This window comes from Paenibacillus nicotianae, assembly GCF_042681745.1.
Taxonomy (GTDB): Bacteria; Bacillota; Bacilli; order Paenibacillales; family Paenibacillaceae; genus Saccharibacillus; species Saccharibacillus nicotianae.
This window is the reverse complement of the sequence record NZ_JBHUGF010000010.1, coordinates 845,790-863,425: the sequence shown is the minus strand read 5'-3', so window position 1 is coordinate 863,425 and position 17,636 is coordinate 845,790. Positions and strand designations below refer to the sequence as shown.

Annotated in this window: 16 protein-coding genes and 1 pseudogene; 5 read left to right on the top strand and 12 right to left on the bottom strand. The window is 38.6% G+C overall.

Translation table 11 applies throughout. The features are described 5' to 3' along the window. Nucleotides 1–33 precede the first annotated feature (33 nt). The 3 genes from ACFSGI_RS08060 to ACFSGI_RS08050 are packed head-to-tail and all read right to left on the bottom strand — an operon-like array spanning nucleotide 34 to nucleotide 3,609. On the bottom strand, nucleotides 34–1,830 hold the full coding sequence (locus ACFSGI_RS08060) for a sensor histidine kinase (protein WP_204823630.1): 1,797 nt from the start codon (nucleotides 1,828–1,830) through the stop codon (nucleotides 34–36). Then, nucleotides 1,823–2,629 (bottom strand): response regulator transcription factor, encoded by an 807-nt coding sequence (locus ACFSGI_RS08055; RefSeq protein WP_204823629.1) that lies wholly within the window; start codon nucleotides 2,627–2,629, stop codon nucleotides 1,823–1,825. The genes ACFSGI_RS08060 and ACFSGI_RS08055 overlap by 8 nt, the downstream gene beginning before the upstream one ends. Further along, the gene (locus ACFSGI_RS08050) at nucleotides 2,626–3,609 is read right to left on the bottom strand and encodes a hypothetical protein (protein ID WP_204823628.1); all 984 of its coding nucleotides are present in this window, start codon (nucleotides 3,607–3,609) and stop codon (nucleotides 2,626–2,628) included. Before ACFSGI_RS08050 ends, ACFSGI_RS08055 begins: the two co-directional genes overlap by 4 nt. A gap of 128 nt (nucleotides 3,610–3,737) precedes the next feature. Here ACFSGI_RS08050 and ACFSGI_RS08045 point away from each other — a divergent pair, with 128 nt between their 5' ends. After that, nucleotides 3,738–4,712, top strand: a complete 975-nt coding sequence (locus ACFSGI_RS08045) for an aldo/keto reductase family protein (protein WP_204823627.1) — start codon at nucleotides 3,738–3,740, stop codon at nucleotides 4,710–4,712. A 74-nt stretch (nucleotides 4,713–4,786) separates the two neighbouring features. After that, on the top strand, nucleotides 4,787–5,341 hold the full coding sequence (locus ACFSGI_RS08040; RefSeq protein WP_204823626.1) for an O-acetyl-ADP-ribose deacetylase: 555 nt from the start codon (nucleotides 4,787–4,789) through the stop codon (nucleotides 5,339–5,341). A gap of 171 nt (nucleotides 5,342–5,512) precedes the next feature. Here ACFSGI_RS08040 and ACFSGI_RS08035 read toward each other — a convergent pair whose 3' ends face one another. From ACFSGI_RS08035 to ACFSGI_RS08015, 5 genes are all read right to left on the bottom strand, one after another. Beyond that, nucleotides 5,513–6,274 carry a polysaccharide deacetylase family protein gene (locus tag ACFSGI_RS08035; protein WP_204823625.1) on the bottom strand — a complete coding sequence of 254 codons (762 nt, stop codon included), beginning with the start codon at nucleotides 6,272–6,274 and terminating at the stop codon, nucleotides 5,513–5,515. A gap of 243 nt (nucleotides 6,275–6,517) precedes the next feature. Beyond that, the gene (locus ACFSGI_RS08030; RefSeq protein ID WP_204824953.1) at nucleotides 6,518–7,201 is read right to left on the bottom strand and encodes a DNA alkylation repair protein; all 684 of its coding nucleotides are present in this window, start codon (nucleotides 7,199–7,201) and stop codon (nucleotides 6,518–6,520) included. Nucleotides 7,202–7,293: 92 nt separating this feature from the next. Continuing rightward, the gene (locus tag ACFSGI_RS08025) at nucleotides 7,294–7,854 is read right to left on the bottom strand and encodes a methylated-DNA--[protein]-cysteine S-methyltransferase (RefSeq protein WP_204823624.1); all 561 of its coding nucleotides are present in this window, start codon (nucleotides 7,852–7,854) and stop codon (nucleotides 7,294–7,296) included. Nucleotides 7,855–7,859: 5 nt separating this feature from the next. Beyond that, entirely contained in the window at nucleotides 7,860–8,462 is a 603-nt protein-coding gene (locus ACFSGI_RS08020; RefSeq protein WP_379282897.1) for a bifunctional transcriptional activator/DNA repair enzyme AdaA, read from the bottom strand. Nucleotides 8,463–8,643: 181 nt separating this feature from the next. Then, a complete protein-coding gene (locus ACFSGI_RS08015; protein WP_204823623.1) occupies nucleotides 8,644–9,348 on the bottom strand; it encodes a YceI family protein in 705 nt (234 codons plus the stop codon). 217 nt (nucleotides 9,349–9,565) lie between these two features. Here ACFSGI_RS08015 and ACFSGI_RS08010 point away from each other — a divergent pair, with 217 nt between their 5' ends. Further along, nucleotides 9,566–10,249 carry a response regulator transcription factor gene (locus ACFSGI_RS08010; RefSeq protein ID WP_204823622.1) on the top strand — a complete coding sequence of 228 codons (684 nt, stop codon included), beginning with the start codon at nucleotides 9,566–9,568 and terminating at the stop codon, nucleotides 10,247–10,249. Further along, complete coding sequence (locus tag ACFSGI_RS08005) at nucleotides 10,234–11,634, top strand: HAMP domain-containing sensor histidine kinase (RefSeq protein ID WP_379282894.1); 1,401 nt, start codon at nucleotides 10,234–10,236, stop codon at nucleotides 11,632–11,634. The genes ACFSGI_RS08010 and ACFSGI_RS08005 overlap by 16 nt, the downstream gene beginning before the upstream one ends. Nucleotides 11,635–11,717: 83 nt before the next feature. Here the strand turns inward: ACFSGI_RS08005 and ACFSGI_RS08000 are convergent. The 3 genes and pseudogenes from ACFSGI_RS08000 to ACFSGI_RS07990 all read right to left on the bottom strand — a co-directional run. Then, a pseudogene (locus ACFSGI_RS08000) lies at nucleotides 11,718–11,843 on the bottom strand (excalibur calcium-binding domain-containing protein); the annotation flags it as partial. Between the two features lie 296 nt (nucleotides 11,844–12,139). After that, nucleotides 12,140–12,535 (bottom strand): hypothetical protein, encoded by a 396-nt coding sequence (locus tag ACFSGI_RS07995; RefSeq protein ID WP_204823621.1) that lies wholly within the window; start codon nucleotides 12,533–12,535, stop codon nucleotides 12,140–12,142. Nucleotides 12,536–12,597: 62 nt separating this feature from the next. Further along, complete coding sequence (locus ACFSGI_RS07990) at nucleotides 12,598–14,544, bottom strand: primary-amine oxidase (RefSeq protein WP_204823620.1); 1,947 nt, start codon at nucleotides 14,542–14,544, stop codon at nucleotides 12,598–12,600. A 309-nt stretch (nucleotides 14,545–14,853) separates the two neighbouring features. On the opposite strand from ACFSGI_RS07990, the gene ACFSGI_RS07985 reads away from it, so the two are divergent. After that, a complete protein-coding gene (locus ACFSGI_RS07985; RefSeq protein WP_204823619.1) occupies nucleotides 14,854–16,386 on the top strand; it encodes an APC family permease in 1,533 nt (510 codons plus the stop codon). Nucleotides 16,387–16,667: 281 nt separating this feature from the next. On the opposite strand, the gene ACFSGI_RS07980 is transcribed toward ACFSGI_RS07985, so the two are convergent. After that, nucleotides 16,668–17,495 (bottom strand): helix-turn-helix domain-containing protein, encoded by an 828-nt coding sequence (locus ACFSGI_RS07980; protein WP_204823618.1) that lies wholly within the window; start codon nucleotides 17,493–17,495, stop codon nucleotides 16,668–16,670. Nucleotides 17,496–17,636 lie beyond the last annotated feature (141 nt).

The following is a 17,636-nucleotide window of genomic DNA, read 5'->3' as shown; positions in this document are numbered from 1 at the left end:
ATTGGCATATCGACCATGTGGTATTTCTGACATTTAGCTTGAAAATTCCGACCTTTTTTCCATTAAAAGTCTATTGGGGATATGCAAAATAATCGTTGTTCCTTGATTTTCTGTACTGTTTATTCGCAGACCGTATTCTTCTCCATAATGTAGTTGTATCCGTTGATGCACATTGAGTAGTCCTATGCCTGACAGTATAGAGTCCGAAGGATTTTCCAGATAATGACGTAACGTTTCCAGTTGAACGGAATTCATTCCCAATCCATCATCTGCAATTGATAACAACAGAGTATCTTCACTCTCATAAGCATGAATACAGATATGACCATTTTCCATCTGCATTTCTAATCCATGAACGATCGCATTTTCGATAATCGGCTGTAAAATAAACCTCGGTACAATCACAGACAATACCGCAGGATCAATATCATATTGCATTTCAAATTTATCAACATATCTTACTTTTTGAATATAAATGTATTTTTTGACGCTCTCTAACTCTTCACTTAGTGTGATAAAATCTTTACCTTTAATTCCTTCACGCATCAGATCACCTAACGCTTTGGACAATTTGCCCACTTCCGGTACCCCTTCGATGCGTGCCATCCAATTCATCGTTTCAAGTGTATTGAATAAGAAGTGCGGATTGATCTGGAACATCAGAAATTTCAATTGCGATTGCTGGCGTAGACGTTCTTCTTCATACACTTGATTAATCAAATAATGAATCCGGGCAATCATTCGATTAAAGTTCATACTAAGAATACCGATCTCATCGCGTGACGGATAGTTAAAGCTAATCGACCAATTTTCACGTTCAGTATTTTTCATAATCGAGGACAATTGACGAATCGGTCTGGAAATACTGACAGATAAGTAATAGCCCAAAATAATAGTGATCAATGCTACCACTACAAATAAAATAATCATCCATTGTTGTAACATAATCGATTGTTCCGAATAGCGAGCCGTAGGAATAATACTTACAATTTTCCAATCTGTATTCTGAATCCGTTGATACGATACTATCTGCTGTTTATCATCAATATCATCTGCAAAATCCCCTGTATCACCACTGGTAATAATCTTTTGTAAATACGATTCTGTCGGTGTATGATGAATCAATTCTTTGTGTCTGCTTGAAATAATCTGTCCATGACTATCGATAATAAATAGCTCACCCTGCTCATTGAGCTTAATCTGACTGTACACTTTATAAAGAGCTTCTTCATGATAAGTCAACAAAAAATAGCCTATCTTTTGCAGGCTATCGACATCATAAATAGTACTTACAGCGGCTACGACTGATTGTTGCCCCGAAGGATTGAACCATGACAAATCACCACGATTGCGCTGAAGTACTTGCCAGTTCTGATCGCGCAAGTCTAGCTTTTTGGCATACATACTGGTCTGAAAAGAAGTACCATTTAGTCCATATAAGCTAACCCCTTCTACATCTTCTCGATCACTAATTAAGCCGTACAAAATATTACGTATCTGTTTGTCAGCAGACACGTATTGCAGATCTGTCCATTGTTGTCGATTGACTGCTTTGAGCGATTTACGAATATCTGGATTGGTAAAAATCGAATAGTACAACCGCTCAATATCATGCATATGCAGCTCTATATTTTTACTGACTTCACTTAGCATATCCATCGTATAAATATTGGTCTGTTCTTGAATAAGAGAGCTTGATTTCTGATATGTCCAGACACTGATCACGGCTAATGGAATCAGATTCAGTACGATAAAAGCGATAAATAATTTGTTGCGAATATTAAGATCACGAGCTGCTTGAATCAGTCGATATAACATCACTTCAAGCATGAGGATGATCTCCTTTTTTGCGAAATTCATTCGGTGTTAATCCGTATCTTTTTTTGAATACTTGTCCAAAATAACGAGCATCACGAATACCTACTTGCTCTGCTATTTTGTAAATTTCCAGATGGGAATTACCAAGCAATTGAACAGCTTTTTGCATCCTTATCCTTGTAAGCGTATTCAAAAAATTATCACCTGTTTCTTTTTTGAATAATCGACTTAAATAATCAGCATTAAAATGATTTTTGTCTGCCATTTGTTCGATAGTAATATCTTTCATATACTGCTTTTCCATCGTCTGAAGCATCTGCTGAATTACAGGATGTACAGAAGGCTCATCATGATAAGCCGTATGTTTGCCTTGTAAAGTCAGAGCATATTCTTCCAACTGGTCACGTAGCTCTTCTTCTGCACTCTGTCGCTGACGTTCTTCTATAATTATTGCTTTGGCTTTGAGGCAAGCGGCAATAATCTCATCAGGATCAGTCGGCTTCAATACAAATCCTAAAGCTCCCAGTTGAATTGCTTTGAGAGCATAATCCAATTGATGATACGCGGTAATAAAGATCACTTTAGGTGCACACTGTTGCTGATTCAGACTGTCCATCAGTGCTAATCCATCCAAGCCTGGCATACGAATATCGGTCAGCAATAGATCAGGTTTTTGCGTAAGACTTAGTTGTCTGGCTTCGATGCCATTTGTAGCTATTCCCACCAATTCAAATCCATGATCGTGCCAGTCTAGCATTTCAAGTCCTTTACGAGTCATTGCTTCATCATCGGCTATCATCAATGTAATCATCTATTTTCCTCCTTTATTCCTTGAATTAAGCTGTGAAAAGGTATATGTGTCGCCTGACTCCATTGTGGTGCACGCTGAATATGATCGTTATAACTCCAGACAAATTTGAAATGATGTCCATAATCCCAATCGTTCTCCGCTAAATGTTGTTGCCAGAACGTAATATCTGTATATGAAAAAGGCGCAGGAATAGCTGGCTGAAGAGGTAAATGATCTACAGGTGAATACAATTTATGTGTATCGGCTGTACATCCGTTCCAATTCCGACTAGCACGCAATACTTTGCATAGTTGGAATAGCGGATATAATCCACGTTTAAATAATGAGTGTTGTCCCAGATCATACAATAGATTGAGCGCATGAGAAAACGTTAAGCTATGACCGATTAGATCGTGGTGAGCTTCAGCCACATAGATATAGTCTGTCTCTGCTAATTCTTGCAAAACAAATGCTGATAACTGCGCAGGAGATTCTATATTTGGAAATGCATCGGTGGCGGTAATCTCTAGCTTTTTCACTTCAGATGCTTTGTATCCTATCCATGAACGTCCTGGAATCGTGCGATCGAACGCTTGAATCAATTGCTGAATCTGTGTGATCTGCTCTAGACTTCCCCATGCTTCTAATTCGCGAATAGCCAGTAATGATACAGCAGTGTATATCACATTATGACCAACCCAATGCAGTTGATCGATATTGGCATCTAATGCTTGTAAAATCATTGCAGAAGCTTCAACATAAGTTACAGGCGAGTATTCTCGAAGTAAGACGGGGTTATATCCCTGCGAATGTTGAATAACCATCTGCTCTGCTTGATGTAGTATCGCTTGTCCTACTTCATCTGTGATAGAAGAAGATTTCGTTAGAAAAGAAGCGGCTATACTGGCTGCTCCATAATGAGCATCCCAGATATTTCCTGTCTGCTTCTGACAATCAGCAATAATAGCTAGTCCATGTTCCAAAAGTGATTGAGCTGACATGTGTATCCCTGCTTTCTACTTATGATATGAGGTTGACGAATCATTTTTTTTCGTTGATGATAAAAGAAGTGAGTTATTACCGTAGCTGACTATGATTAATGAATCTACATAACAGAGGAGCGTTTATAATGAAATATCGTAATTTGGGTCGTACAGGACTAAAAGTTAGTGAAATTAGCCTCGGAAGCTGGTTAACCTATGGCACAGCCGCAGAACAACAAGCAGCCGATGATTGTGTACGTACAGCTTTTGAATCCGGGATTAATTTTTTCGATACCGCAAACGCTTACAACCGCGGTGAAGGTGAAAAAGCGATAGGAGCGGCTCTTCGTTCCTATGAGCGTTCTAGTTATGTATTAAGTACCAAAGTATTTTTCCCGATGGGCGAAGGGCCGAATGATCGCGGATTGTCACGTAAGCATATTATGGAACAATGCGAAGCCAGCCTCAAGCGTCTGGGTACAGATTATATCGATGTGTATTTTTGTCATCGGTTTGATACAGACACACCTACTGAAGAAACATTACGTGCACTAGATGATCTTACATCACAAGGCAAAATTTTGTATAGTGCTGTAAGTGAATGGACAGCCGCACAAATTAGTGATGCTGCTCATATTGCAGATCGTCTACGCTTACGTCCACTTGCTGCTAACCAGCCTATTTACAATCTATTTGAACGTTATATTGAAGATGAAGTTCTTGGCGTATCAGAGCAACATGGCTTGGGACAGGTGGTCTTTTCCCCGCTTGCTCAAGGTATTCTGACAGGTAAATACAAACCAGGTCAAGCGCCAGCCGCAGGAACACGTGCCGCCGATCAATCAGTGAACCAAGTTATCAATAGCTATCTGCGAGATGATGTGCTAGAAGTCGTCGGCAAATTAGATCAATTGGCTCAAAGTATGGATATTAAATTATCGCAACTCGCTCTTGCTTGGGTTCTTCGTCAACCTGGTGTTAGCTCAGCGATTATCGGCGCATCCAAACCTCAGCAGATTCAAGAAAATGTAGAAGCGGTAAATATTAGTTTGAGCGAAGATACATTATCACAGATCGATCAGATGATGGAAGACATTCAAGATTTCTCACCTATGCGTTAAATCGATACAGACAGATGAGCATACATCTGGCATTTGAAATAGATCTTATCAATCATCGATAGGAGGATAAGAATATGAATCATATTCAAATTGGACAGACACACATACAATTGCTTCAAGGAGATATTACTGTGCAACAGGTTGATGCTATTGTAAATGCTGCTAATTCTAGCCTTCTTGGAGGTGGCGGTGTTGATGGAGCTATTCATCGTGCAGGTGGTTCTGCTATTCTGGAAGAATGTCAACAGATTCGTAATCGTCAAGGCGGCTGTGCAACAGGAGACGCTGTAATTACAACAGCTGGACGTTTGCCAGCCAAGCATGTTATTCATACGGTAGGCCCTGTGTGGAATGGAGGTTCTAACAATGAACGCCAACTACTGGCGGATTGTTATGTACACTCTCTCCAACTAGCAGATGAACATCAGCTTATCTCGATTGCTTTTCCTAATATCAGTACAGGAATTTATGATTTTCCCAAAAAAGAAGCAGCCATTATTGCTTTGCAAACGGTCAAAGAGTATATAGAGCAACATCCTGACACTTTATTACAACAGATCATTTTTGTCTGTTATGATGCAGATAATCTCACATTGTATGAACAACAAATACAAGCGATGAATGTCTAGCGCTTCATTGGTATATAAAGAATAAGTCTATTTGCCAAGTGTGTTGATCTTAGTCTATTGACGTTAGTGTATTGATATTGGAACTAATATAAAAAAACACCCTGCTCTTTCTATCACAATCGTTCTCTGTGAAAAAGATACAGGGTGTTTTTTTATTATTTGCATGTATAATTAACGTTCGTCATTCCAGAAATTCACCGGATGATTTTGTTTGCTCAGTACTTTAAACGTATAACCGTCTTTTTTCAACGTTTCTAATACCAATGGCAATACTTTCAGTGTAGCAGGTTGATCATGCATCAATACAACCGGAGCTGTACCGCGTTTTTCTACAGAATTGACCTGACTCATAATATTGTTGTAGACACGTTGATGATCTTTTTTGTATTTCCAATCCAATGAATCGACATTCCAATCCCATAGATGGAATCCACCTTGATTCAACATCACATCGCGATAACCTTGTTTCATATAAGGCTTACTACCATAAGGCGTACGCACAAGACTGGTACGAACACCTGCTACTTTATACAGACTTTCGTTTGCATCGCGCATTTCTTTATACGCACTGAATGGTGAGTTATAGAATTTTTTGACCACATGTGTAACTCCATGTAATCCTAGTCCACTTCCTTCTTTCACAATACGTTTGGTTGCTGTCTGAAATTGTTCCATATGCGGCCCTAACATAAAAAAGGTCGCTTTAGCATCATATTTATCTAAAATATCTAACAATTGCATCGTATGAGCTGTTGGCCCATCATCGAAAGTTAAATAAATGATTTTTTCTGCTTTTTCAGAACGGGTAGTACTTTGAGTTTTTGTAGCCTTTTTGCTTGTGTGTGCACTGGCCACCACTGTTTGTGTAGCAAATTGTGGAATTAATAATCCAACTAAGATCGTAACCAGTATCCATTTTTGATAACGTGACATAATAATATTTCCCTCTCCTTTATCGTATGTACTTTCGACATCTCTCGTCATTATTATATCTAATATGCATACTACAATTCATCCTTCAATAACTACTTTCATATCACATTTTTGTTACGATTGATAAAAACAAAAAACAATTTCGTAAATTTATCTGTAATATCATACACAAAAAGGCTACATTTTGGCATGTAGCTCTTTTTAATCTTATTTAATAGAACACTTGTTTATCTGTATTGATGACTATAAAGATTTACGTTTCATCAGACGTATTTGTGCTTTGGTGTCAGAATCTATTCGATAAGATTCGGTTATTTTCTGTAACGCTTTATTATACGTAAATAGATCTAACTTATTATGATGCAAATAGTGCATAGTCGGTTCAGGCAAATGAATATAGCAGATCGAGATTGCCCATGCGACAGCCATTTTCACATAATATCCGGTATGTGTAATACGATCTAAGCGTTCCAATACTTCTTGAATATAGACATCATCTACATAATAGGTCAGTAACATCACAACTGCAAAGCGAACTTCGTATTCCTGCTCTGAATAAAGATAAGGAGTGATCATAGTCCATACTTGTTGCTGATGTGACTTTGTACATTTTAGCCCACCACAGAATCGATCACAGACTGACCAATTATCAATTTTCGGTACAAATGAAGTTATATATTGTAATCGTTCGTCAATATCCATGTCTGCATAACCGATTACCATTCCTTGTAGCATCACTTCTTCAAAATATTCTTGATCAGCTTCTTGTAAATAATTACGCCAATCGGCTTTGGCAATGTGTTGAGCCATTATACGCAGTTGTGGTATACGTACTCCTAATATGTTCGTAATTGTTGGTAGCAAGCTAGATGCAAATTTCTGATAATCATGATCTACTTTAGCTAATATGTGCTCGCGGATAATAATACCTCCTTATATAATGGTGGACAATCTAACCGAATATTCATTTAAAATGACAACTTATTTGATATGACAAAACAATAGCTTCTCACGTATGACTATAGCGTTTTCCCTGCTGGAAGCAGTGCTTTTTCCAAATCTAACAACGTTGTCTTCATATCCAGTCCTCCGCGATATCCTGTTAATGCTCCGCCTTTGCCAATTACCCGGTGACAAGGAATTGTTATCAAAAAAGGATTTGCCCCGATCGCTGCTCCAACCGCACGTACTGCCGCAGGTCGTCCGATATGCTGAGCGATATCCGAGTATGACCATGTCTGTCCATACGGAATCTGCAATAAGGCTTGCCACACTTGTAATTGAAAAGGAGTGCCCTGAAAATCATGAGCAATCGTAAATTGTTGGCGCTCTCCCTGTAGATATTGAATCAATTGTTCGGTATACGGTTCTAACTTCTGTTGATCTTCGACTAAAACACTTTCAGTTCGTCTATTTTGTATCCATGTCTCCATTTCTGCAAAAGGTTGACCTTGCGATCCTATATAACATAGTCCATTGCTTGAAGCTGCAATATAGAATTGCCATGGATGATGATTGATCTGTGTCCAGTAGATCTTGGGCTGATCTAAATGTTTATTTCTGTAGTCTATTGTTGTCATAAGTGCTACTCTCCTTTTATTGATTGGTCAGCATCATGCTGTTTGCGATACTGTGCGGGTGTGATACCGATTTTCTTTTTGAATAAAGTGACAAAGTATGAAGTGTTCGGTATGCCTATATTTAATCCGATAGTAGTGATACTTTGATCGGTATTGATCAATTCCTGACAAGCTCGATCGATACGTTGATGTTGAATATATTCTACTGGCGTGATACTCATTACTTTTTTGAATGTACGATGTAAATGGTACGGGCTACCATGTGCTATCTCTGCTAACCTATCTAATGTTAACGACTCATTATAATGCTGATCGATATATTGTGTGATGATTGCAATCCAGTCGTGATCAGGCAATCGCTCTCCTGTCGGCTTGCACCGTTTGCACGGACGATACTGAGCATTAAGTGCTTGATTAGGATCTGCAAAAATAGTTACATTCTGTGGTTTGGGTGCTTTGGATTTACAAGAAGGACGGCAAAATATTCCTGTTGTCCGTACCGCATACCAAAATTCACCATCATATGAAGAATCGTTAGTCACAATCGCTTGCCATTGTTCGGTCGTGATATGTGGACTCTCTGTTATATACGCCATCGTCTGATTCATCGCTGTTCACCTCTACCTGTAGTATATCTGCTTCAATACGATTTTGTACGCTTTTTGGAATGTAAAAGCAAGATAACAACATTGTAAGATACACAATAACTATCCAGCAACACAGCAAAAAAGCACCCCGTTTATCAAAAACGGAATGCTTTGAAAAAGACTGAAGCAGTAATCTACTGACTTATTTATCTAATGTTAATTCCAGTTGAACACCAATATCATTTTGTGTACTTAATACGACCGAGTGAGGATTTTTCATGCCAAAATCTTCAAACGTTACTGTCGTTGTACCGGATAGTAGTATTTGTCCACCTTGATATACTGCTTTACCTGCAACTGTTACATCTTTATCGATGCCTTTAACAGTTAATGTACCTTTCATTGTAAAATCGTTAGTAGCGCCTTCTGTCCATGTTGTAGGTAACCCTTCGATAGAAGTAGCTTTGAAAGTTGCTTGTGGGAACTTGGCAACATCGAAGAAATCAGCTTCTTTGACATGCTCATCACGTTGAGCTGTTCCTGAATCGATTGCACTCATATCGATTTGTCCTTCAGCTACCATTTTAGTAGGATCGTCTACATTAACTGTCCAGTTACCGGTTACTTTGTTATCTACAAAGTTAACTGTTTCTTGTGACGTTGTTACAGAGAAGTATACTTTAGAAGAATCCGTATTGATTTTCCAATCTCCATTCAGTTGTTCTCCAGTTACACTTGCGCCAGATGCTGCTTCACCGGATTCAGTAGAAGTTGTGGACGCTGGTATGACTTGCTCAATAGCTACTTTGTTCCCCATATAACTCTTCATAAATTGATAGCCACCAATCGCTACGATCACTACTACGATAGCAACAATAATGAGGATATTTCTTGTTTTTTTATTCATAATTTTAATCTCCTTTTATAAATACTTCTTACTATCCTCATCTTAAATGTCTAATGTGTCGAGAAGATGTCCAAATGGGCAACAATCTATAAAAAATAAAGTTTATGATAAAATCACTTGATAGTTGAAGATCGGTAGGTACAATAAGTAGACAAAGGACGATGTGCTGATTAAACTATAGTCCAAGCTAAACGTAGATATAAGGAGCCTTTGAGATATGAACTTAATACTTATCGTAGAAGATGAAGAAGGCATTGCTCGCGTTCTTTCTGCTTATTTAAAAAAAGCAGGTTTTGAAACGTTACGCGCCGCCGATGGTCATCAAGCATTAGAACTATTCAATTCCTCTTCTCCTGCACTGGTTATACTGGATATTATGTTACCGGGAATGGATGGTTGGGAATTGCTCAAAATGATTCGTAGTACAAGTGCTTGTCCGGTCATTATGCTGACAGCACGCGACGATATTCAAGATCGACTCACTGGACTGGATGGTGGAGCCGATGATTATATGACCAAGCCTTTTATGCCTGAAGAAGTTGTTGCCAGAGTCAATGCTGTGTTACGTCGTCGTCCGCACTGGAACGACGGAATCAGTAAACGTAACTTTGGAAATCTGGTGATTGATATGGCAGCCAAGCGTGTATACCTCAATGGTGCTGAAGTGGCACTCAGTCCACGCGATCTATCTTTGTTACTTTTTTTATCAGAGCATCCGAATCGTACATTTACTCGTGATCACTTGATTGAACAGGTCTGGGGAATCGATTACGATGGAAGCGATCGAGCAGTTGATCTCTCTGTCAAACGATTACGGCAGTCACTTTCTCACTGGTCATCGCAAACAGGTGAACTTCGAACTTTGCGCGGAATGGGGTATCAATTTTGGCTAAGCGAATAAAAAAATCAAAACAAACATCTATTTTATCGTATTGGACGATTCGTTATTTTATTATTTTATGTATCGGTTTATTAATTATTGCTACTGCTGCGGTCTACTGGGTGCGAGATACAGCAATGGATAGTCGCCTCAAGACAGCAGGCCTACTCGGACAGGAAATAGCTGATCGGGTCACCGCTGCCAATGGAACGATAGTTATTCCAAATAAGCTGGATAAAATTATTGATAATCGTTTGAAATTTTTTAATCTCGATGAATATATGTGTATTATGATTGCAAATGAACAGGGTCAGTTCTTATTCTCTATGCCTAATCTTCCACAGGATAAATTAAGCAAAAAGTTAACTCCTGATCTTGCTCAACCGACCGATAATCGGTATATGGCTGTGAATACTCCTATTTATAATGATCAAGGAGTAAAGATTGGACAAGTGACATTACTTCAATCCAAAAAGTCTCTCACCTATAGTCCTAATGAAATTGTATTAATAGTAGTTCTGTTAAGTACGCTTATTATCTCAGGCTGGTTAACGATCTACTGGTTATCTCGCAAATTATCAAGACCGATCCAATTGGTAGCGGATGCAGCCAAACAGATTCGTGCAGGTAACTATGATGTAAATTTACACATCGATACCAAAGAACAAGAAATTACAGAGCTGGTGCAGTCTTTTGAAGAAATGGCTCAACGATTGAAACAGTTAGAAGAATGGCGTGCACTCTCTTTAGCAGGTGTTACCCATGAATTGAAAACACCGGTCACCTCGATTAAAGGTCTGGTGATGGCGGTACGAGAAGAAGTCGTGACTCAAGAAGAAGCGAAAGAATTTCTCGATATAGCACTCAAAGAATCTGATCGGATGGAGCGTATGATTGCCGACTTGCTGGATTATAATGCTTTTACTTCCGGTAGCGTAGAGATTCAAAGTGATCGTTTACATTTACAATTGCTAATCTCAGAAATTGCATATCAGTGGAAAATCACACATGAGTCATATCCAGTTGATATGATTCTTGATTTACCTGAAGATCCGCTGTATACGATGGGCGATTCATTACGCATTCAGCAAATCGTTGTCAATCTATTAAATAATGGATTACAAGCTGTCGATAAAAGTATACCCATACAATTCCGTATTCGTATGTATGCTGAACAGCAATATATCCATGTTGAAGTGACCGATAATGGAACAGGTGTAGCACCTGAAGATCAGTCTCATATTTTTGAACGTTTTTATCGTGGAGAACGCAAAAAGCGCAGTGTCCGTGGCTTAGGATTAGGGCTTACTTACAGTCAATTGTTAGCTCGTGCTCAAGGTGGCGAATTGCGATTGCGTCAAAGTTCTTCGGCAGGCAGTACATTTGCTTTACAATTACCACGATAAACAAACATTAAAAAAGAAACCTCTACCCCCTGCGAAAAGGATAAAGGTTTCTTTTTTATTTTGTCATATAGAAAAGGGATAGACTACTCGCAAGCTACTCCATCTTTGTCTCGATCTAATTTTTTGCTATATCCTGGTTGCCCTTTGTATAACGGTGCTTTACCTGCTTTGCGCACAGCACTACAATTTTTGTAATATACTGTTTTGGATTTGGTAGCTACATAACTTCCAGTTTGACTAGATTGTGCTTGTACTGTTGGTGCAACCGCTACTGTTAATCCTGCTAGTAAAGATAATGTAATTAATCCTGAACATGCTTTGTTCATTTTTTTCATGAGTATACCCCTTTACGTATGAAATATTATTTTATACTTTTTTGGTACTATATGGATTATATCGGATAGTTAGTTAAATAGCTTAAATGAAATTATAAGTAATTTTTGGAAATAAATAAAAACGATCTTCGCACCTTATATTTTAGGCGTGAAGATCGCTTTTATTATTTTCAGAAAATCATCATCCCTATACTGTAGCAAGCTACAACCAGCGATATAATCGGTAATAGTGTACATATATGATTCATACGATGTGTAGATTTTTCTTGCTGATGAGCAGTGATCAATTGTCTTACTCCTGACCAGATACTCCATAGCGATACGATCCAGATCGCTGTCATCAATAGCATCATCCAGAATGAAGAAGTCGTTGCTTCTACTCCACTATTCATATGATTCATTCCACTCATAGGTTGCATATCCATATGGTGATCCATGACCGTCGTAGTCAGAAGCGGTAACAACAACCAGTGAATACTATGAAAAAAAATCAACAATCCTATCGATAATACAGACGATATCAAGGTGTAATCTATTTTTTTGAGTCTTACTAATACTTGAGACATTTATTGATCGCTCCTTACTGTTGAGGTTATCGCTCTCTAGCGGTTGCAGTGAATCTGTTTATTTATGAGCAGTGTGGACCCGATGAATGACTACTACAATGCCCTTTTTTCGATAAAGAAGGAGGTACATCTAACGCTGGACTGCGATCGAAAAATCCGGCTGGTTTGAGCATAAAGCTAATATATGCTGTCGGCATAACAGGCCAATCTTCTGAACGGGTGATATGATGATGTCCCATGTTATACCAGACGACAATATCTGTATCTGCAATATTGCGTCCTGCTTGCGCCCATTGTTCCAAATGTTGCTCACCTGCATGTTGATTAGGGTATTTACCGGAAGCATACATTTCATCAGGATCAAATGGAGTTACCCATAGATGATGTTTGAGAAATCCAGCTCGCTTCATCAGTGGTGAGTCGTCATGAGCAAATGGAAAAGCATTCTCCCCTGCCACTAGCTTGTAGCCTACTGCATCGCCCACATGATTTTTTTGTGATGGATTGACAAATTTCCAGCTACGAGCACTACGTAGATCCAGATCACGTCCGGTATCTGAATCTTTTTCCAGTAATGTAGAAGCAGCATAAAATCCATTGCTGTACGGATTGTCCGGCCCTTTCTCCATCTGCAATGTATCTACTTCATAGACGGAATTGTTCACTCCATCAATCATTAGATCAAGTCTTACATTGAAAAAGTGTTGATGATGAGCAGCAAATAACTGCGGTGCAATTAGATTTCCATAAGGGTAACGCGTATCTGGCTGAATCGCTTCCGTATGCAAAATCCCTGTTAATTTCACTTCAAATTGCATCGAACCATCTTGATAGAAGTACCAGAAAAATCCGTACTCGTAATTACCAACTGTCGAAATACTGGATAATACAAGCCGACGGGAACGTCTAACTTCCACATGACCTGTACGCCAATCGGTATGCTTCCATCCAATACCAAAATCTTCTTCATGCAGACAGACGGCATTATTAATCTGAATCACATTGCCCTGACTATCTGCAAAATGGGCATCAAAATAACGAATTTCTCCCAGACAATCGCATCCTAATTCTAGCGGATTAGCAAGCATTCCGATTCCATACTCTCCTGAATCAAAAGCATTATTGCGATTAACAGGTTCAGATGGATCACCGTACGGCACAACCATTTCAGATAAAGAAGCACGATATAACACAGGGCGCTCTTTGCCTTGATCAGCATAACTAACCGTATGCAATACCAGACCTTCCCGTGATGTAAAACCAAAACGTACTTTCCACTTCTGCCATTGAATCTCATGTCCTTCTACAGTAAAGCTTGGTCCCTCCGGTTGAACAATCTCCAACGGCTTCAGATCATTACGAATTGTGCCTACAGCATCAGCAGTATAGTTACCATGGGTTGGCGGTAAAGGTACGATCTCGTTATCAATCACTTTCATTACTTTCATCGCATTTAGATCGACCAGAGCATGTAAACCTGAAATCGGATAAGCATACAGATTATCTTCAGGTTCAGGACGGTAATAACACAATGCCCGTACAATCCTTAGATTCTCTTCTTCATGATGTCCAAAATTCCCCGCAGACCACGGATCGACCATAATTTTATCAATATCTATTAATCCCCGACGATGAAAAGCTTCTATCATCTGCTCATCGCTTTTCACCACATTCTGACATTCCATAAATTCATCTGCCATAATCGAAGGCTGTACACCTGGAATATGTTCCCACGATATCACTCGATCTTGTGTAATCGATACTACTGCTTCATACGTATATCCTGACTTGCTATCTAATAAAATACAAAATGCTTCTCGCTCAAAAGACTGCCCTTGTTCATACTTCAATACTTTCGACTTAACAGGTTCGTATAAATTCACACTGGCAAAACGAAAATTCTCATTGATTCCTTGATCTCTTTTCAAAATAGCAATCGTCACTGCCAGTTCTTCAGCCGTTAACGGCTCTAAAGGATGAGTAATGGTATTTAGTGAAATATTAGACATGATGTAGTGCCTCCTTCAATATCTTTGAATATGATCTTGTGCAACAGCATAATTCAATATCAAGAAGCTGTATTGTAAAAATGGGATCATAAGTAACTTTATCTAACATAATAATTTGAATACCGTCTTTAAAACTCTAAAATAAATTAAATTTTAAGCTTTATATGTAAACTTATATAACATATATTCCGTTTTTTACAATCTTCTATTGTTATGTAGCACCATAATAGGAATATCTCAATTCTGCTGACAAACATTCAAATCAAAAATCGGTCATGTCAAAAGTAGAGTATTCTAGGAGGGTCTATTATGGTTCAAGTGAAAAAAGATTCATCTTCTCAAGACGCGTTAATGTCTAATGCACTCGGAGTCTCTGGACTTATCTTTTTTGTCATCTCGGCAGCCGCTCCGCTGATGGCACTAATGGGTACACTGACTTTTTCAATGGGATTAGGAAATGGCGTAGGTACACCTGGTATTTATTTATTAGCCCTTGTATTGTGGGTATTATTTGCCGCTGGTTATACTTCTATGAGTCGATTTGTTCGAAATACAGGAGCCTTTTACGCATACGTCTCCAAAGGATTAGGAAGAATTGCAGGTATCAGTACTAGCTTGCTGGCGATTGTGTCGTATATGGCTTTGTTGTTTGCATTATACGGGCTGACTTCTAATGCTTTTGATTCTCTTTTCCAAGGTGTCGGACTGGATTTGCCATGGTGGATCTATGGGATGATTGCTTGCGTAATTATCGGATTACTCGGTTATCGGCGAGTAGACGTTGGCGCCAAGTTACTCGGGGTATGTATGATACTAGAGATAGCGATTCTACTTGTACTTGCTGTTATGGCATTGATTAATCATACACCTGAAGGATTTACAGCTGTACCATTTACCCCTTCACAGATTTTTAGCGGTTCACCGGGGATTGCAATTATGTATTGTATGGGTGCATTTATTGGGTTTGAAGCAACTGTTATTTATGGAGAAGAAGCCAAAAATCCTAATCGCACCATTCCTATCGCTACGTATGCGGCAGTTATTATTTTGGGATTATTGTATGCTTTTGTTAGTTATAGCATTATTGTAGGTTGGGGTGCTCAAGGCGTTATGAACAAGATCAATGCTATTCTGACACAAGGGCTTGATCCTGTAAGTCTTTTTACAGATCTGGCGAATCGTGATCTAGGAATATGGTCGGTGTGGGTAATCCGTTCTTTATTTGTTACCAGTGCTTTTGCAGGGTTGCTGGCTTATCATAATGTAATTTCTCGCTATCTATTTTCGATCAGTCGTTCAGGAATATTGCCTCCAGCTCTTTCCAAATTGCACAAAGAATATCGCTCCCCTCATATCGCAGGTCTGCTCCTCAGTATCACTTCTTTTATCTTTATTATTCTAACAATTGTTGCAGGCTGGGACCCTTTTTTACAAACGTTTGCTTACTTATCCGCTATGGCTTCGTTAGGGTTGTTGGGATTATATACGATTGTTGGACTGGCGATTATTGCTTTCTTTATCCGTACTCGTGCAGATCAACGTCTGTGGCATAGCAAAATAGCTCCATGGCTTTCATTTATCGGATTATTAGCCGCTACACTTATCACTGTCTATAATTTCCCTTCGCTTGTAGGAACGAGTAACTCAAATGTCCCTTTATTAATGGAGTTTATACTGGTACTTGTCGCTGTTATTGGCGTTGCCATCGGTATTTGGCTGAAGCTGTATCGACCTGATGTCTATATGCAGACAGGCGAATCCATCGAAGAATCGGAAAAATGCAAACAAGATGCAGAAGCCGAGATATTAGCTACATCGGTCACCCGACATTCTGAAGCTTAACTGTATTAGTCTGTAATGTATGTGTATGTGTATGTGTATGTGTATGTGTATCTGTATAAACAGAATATTTGTGCAATCAATCTTTCACAATAGAATTTATCTTCACGCTCAATTTCAAGCTGTATGCAGAGACATATAGCTTGATTTTCTTTTTTGGACATACAAAAACTATTCTTCGATTATTCAAGTTGCTTTTACTTATTACAGTATTCGCTTGAACCTCATCTAAAGAATAGTTTGTATACACTTGAGTCTATGTTCAACTAATGATTGATTACATTTTAAAATAGTGCAATTTCTGGCACATTACGCCGCAGACTCATTTCACTGCGAAGCTGATGTGGAGACAGATGACTGAATTTTTTGAAATTATTCACGAAATGAGAATGATCGTAATATCCCTGTTCATGCACAATATCGAGCAGTTCGATATCTTTTTGCATAATCATGTGTAGCGAATGTTGAAAGCGGACGATCTGAGCGAATAACTTGGGTGAGAATCCGAGCGAGTCTTCAAACTTTTTGCGTAAATAACGGGTGGAATAGCCTGTAGATTGAGATAATTCTCCAATTGTAATATTCCCCTGTACGATCGCAATTTCTTGCAAACAATACTGGATAAGATCAGAAGAATACCCCTGAATTAAAAAAGGCAAAATATGCGCATCAAACCAGTGAATACGCTCTTGAAAAGTAACACCTTCATAAATCGGCTGAAAAAGATCGCCTGACACATTCAAAATATCTTGCAACGGAATCCGCTGTTCTACTAATTCTTTGAGTGGCAAATGATTCACACCCATACCTGGCAGAAAGCGAACACCAAAATAATGTATATTTGCTACAAAAAACATCGTTCGCGCTTGTAATACACTTCCACATACTTCTGCATACGGATATTCAGGATGACAGGCAAAAAGCACATCTACACAACCATCGGGTACTACATGAATATGATCTTTCTGCTTTCCCAAATTAAACTCGTAATACAAAATAGGTCTTCCTAATCGTCGTGTTAGATTTTGCTCCATATAAGAGTTCGTTTCCAATTCAAAACCAAATTGGATAGGCATCATACTCAAGGAAGATGATGGGAATGTAATATTCATAACATGATCCTCCTTTTTCTTTCAAAATCTATTCATAACATCGCATGTACGTTATGAAAATTGTCACATATATTACGTTTATTATAGATAAATTTTGAAATACTTCAAGTTCCGTTTTTTACAATTTCCTTTTTGTAGCTG

What these genes read in the sequence shown, in the direction of transcription:
- ACFSGI_RS08040 (WP_204823626.1), top strand. Translation starts at nt 4,787, where the DNA reads ATGAATCATATTCAAATTGGACAGACACACATACAATTGCTTCAAGGA.
- ACFSGI_RS08010 (WP_204823622.1), top strand. Translation starts at nt 9,566, where the DNA reads ATGAACTTAATACTTATCGTAGAAGATGAAGAAGGCATTGCTCGCGTT.
- ACFSGI_RS08060 (WP_204823630.1), bottom strand. Translation starts at nt 1,830, where the DNA reads ATGCTTGAAGTGATGTTATATCGACTGATTCAAGCAGCTCGTGATCTT.
- ACFSGI_RS08015 (WP_204823623.1), bottom strand. Translation starts at nt 9,348, where the DNA reads ATGAATAAAAAAACAAGAAATATCCTCATTATTGTTGCTATCGTAGTA.
- ACFSGI_RS07985 (WP_204823619.1), top strand. Translation starts at nt 14,854, where the DNA reads ATGGTTCAAGTGAAAAAAGATTCATCTTCTCAAGACGCGTTAATGTCT.
- ACFSGI_RS08055 (WP_204823629.1), bottom strand. Translation starts at nt 2,629, where the DNA reads ATGATTACATTGATGATAGCCGATGATGAAGCAATGACTCGTAAAGGA.
- ACFSGI_RS08045 (WP_204823627.1), top strand. Translation starts at nt 3,738, where the DNA reads ATGAAATATCGTAATTTGGGTCGTACAGGACTAAAAGTTAGTGAAATT.
- ACFSGI_RS07980 (WP_204823618.1), bottom strand. Translation starts at nt 17,495, where the DNA reads ATGAATATTACATTCCCATCATCTTCCTTGAGTATGATGCCTATCCAA.
- ACFSGI_RS08020 (WP_379282897.1), bottom strand. Translation starts at nt 8,462, where the DNA reads ATGAATCAGACGATGGCGTATATAACAGAGAGTCCACATATCACGACC.
- ACFSGI_RS08035 (WP_204823625.1), bottom strand. Translation starts at nt 6,274, where the DNA reads ATGTCACGTTATCAAAAATGGATACTGGTTACGATCTTAGTTGGATTA.
- ACFSGI_RS07990 (WP_204823620.1), bottom strand. Translation starts at nt 14,544, where the DNA reads ATGTCTAATATTTCACTAAATACCATTACTCATCCTTTAGAGCCGTTA.
- ACFSGI_RS07995 (WP_204823621.1), bottom strand. Translation starts at nt 12,535, where the DNA reads ATGTCTCAAGTATTAGTAAGACTCAAAAAAATAGATTACACCTTGATA.
- ACFSGI_RS08025 (WP_204823624.1), bottom strand. Translation starts at nt 7,854, where the DNA reads ATGACAACAATAGACTACAGAAATAAACATTTAGATCAGCCCAAGATC.
- ACFSGI_RS08050 (WP_204823628.1), bottom strand. Translation starts at nt 3,609, where the DNA reads ATGTCAGCTCAATCACTTTTGGAACATGGACTAGCTATTATTGCTGAT.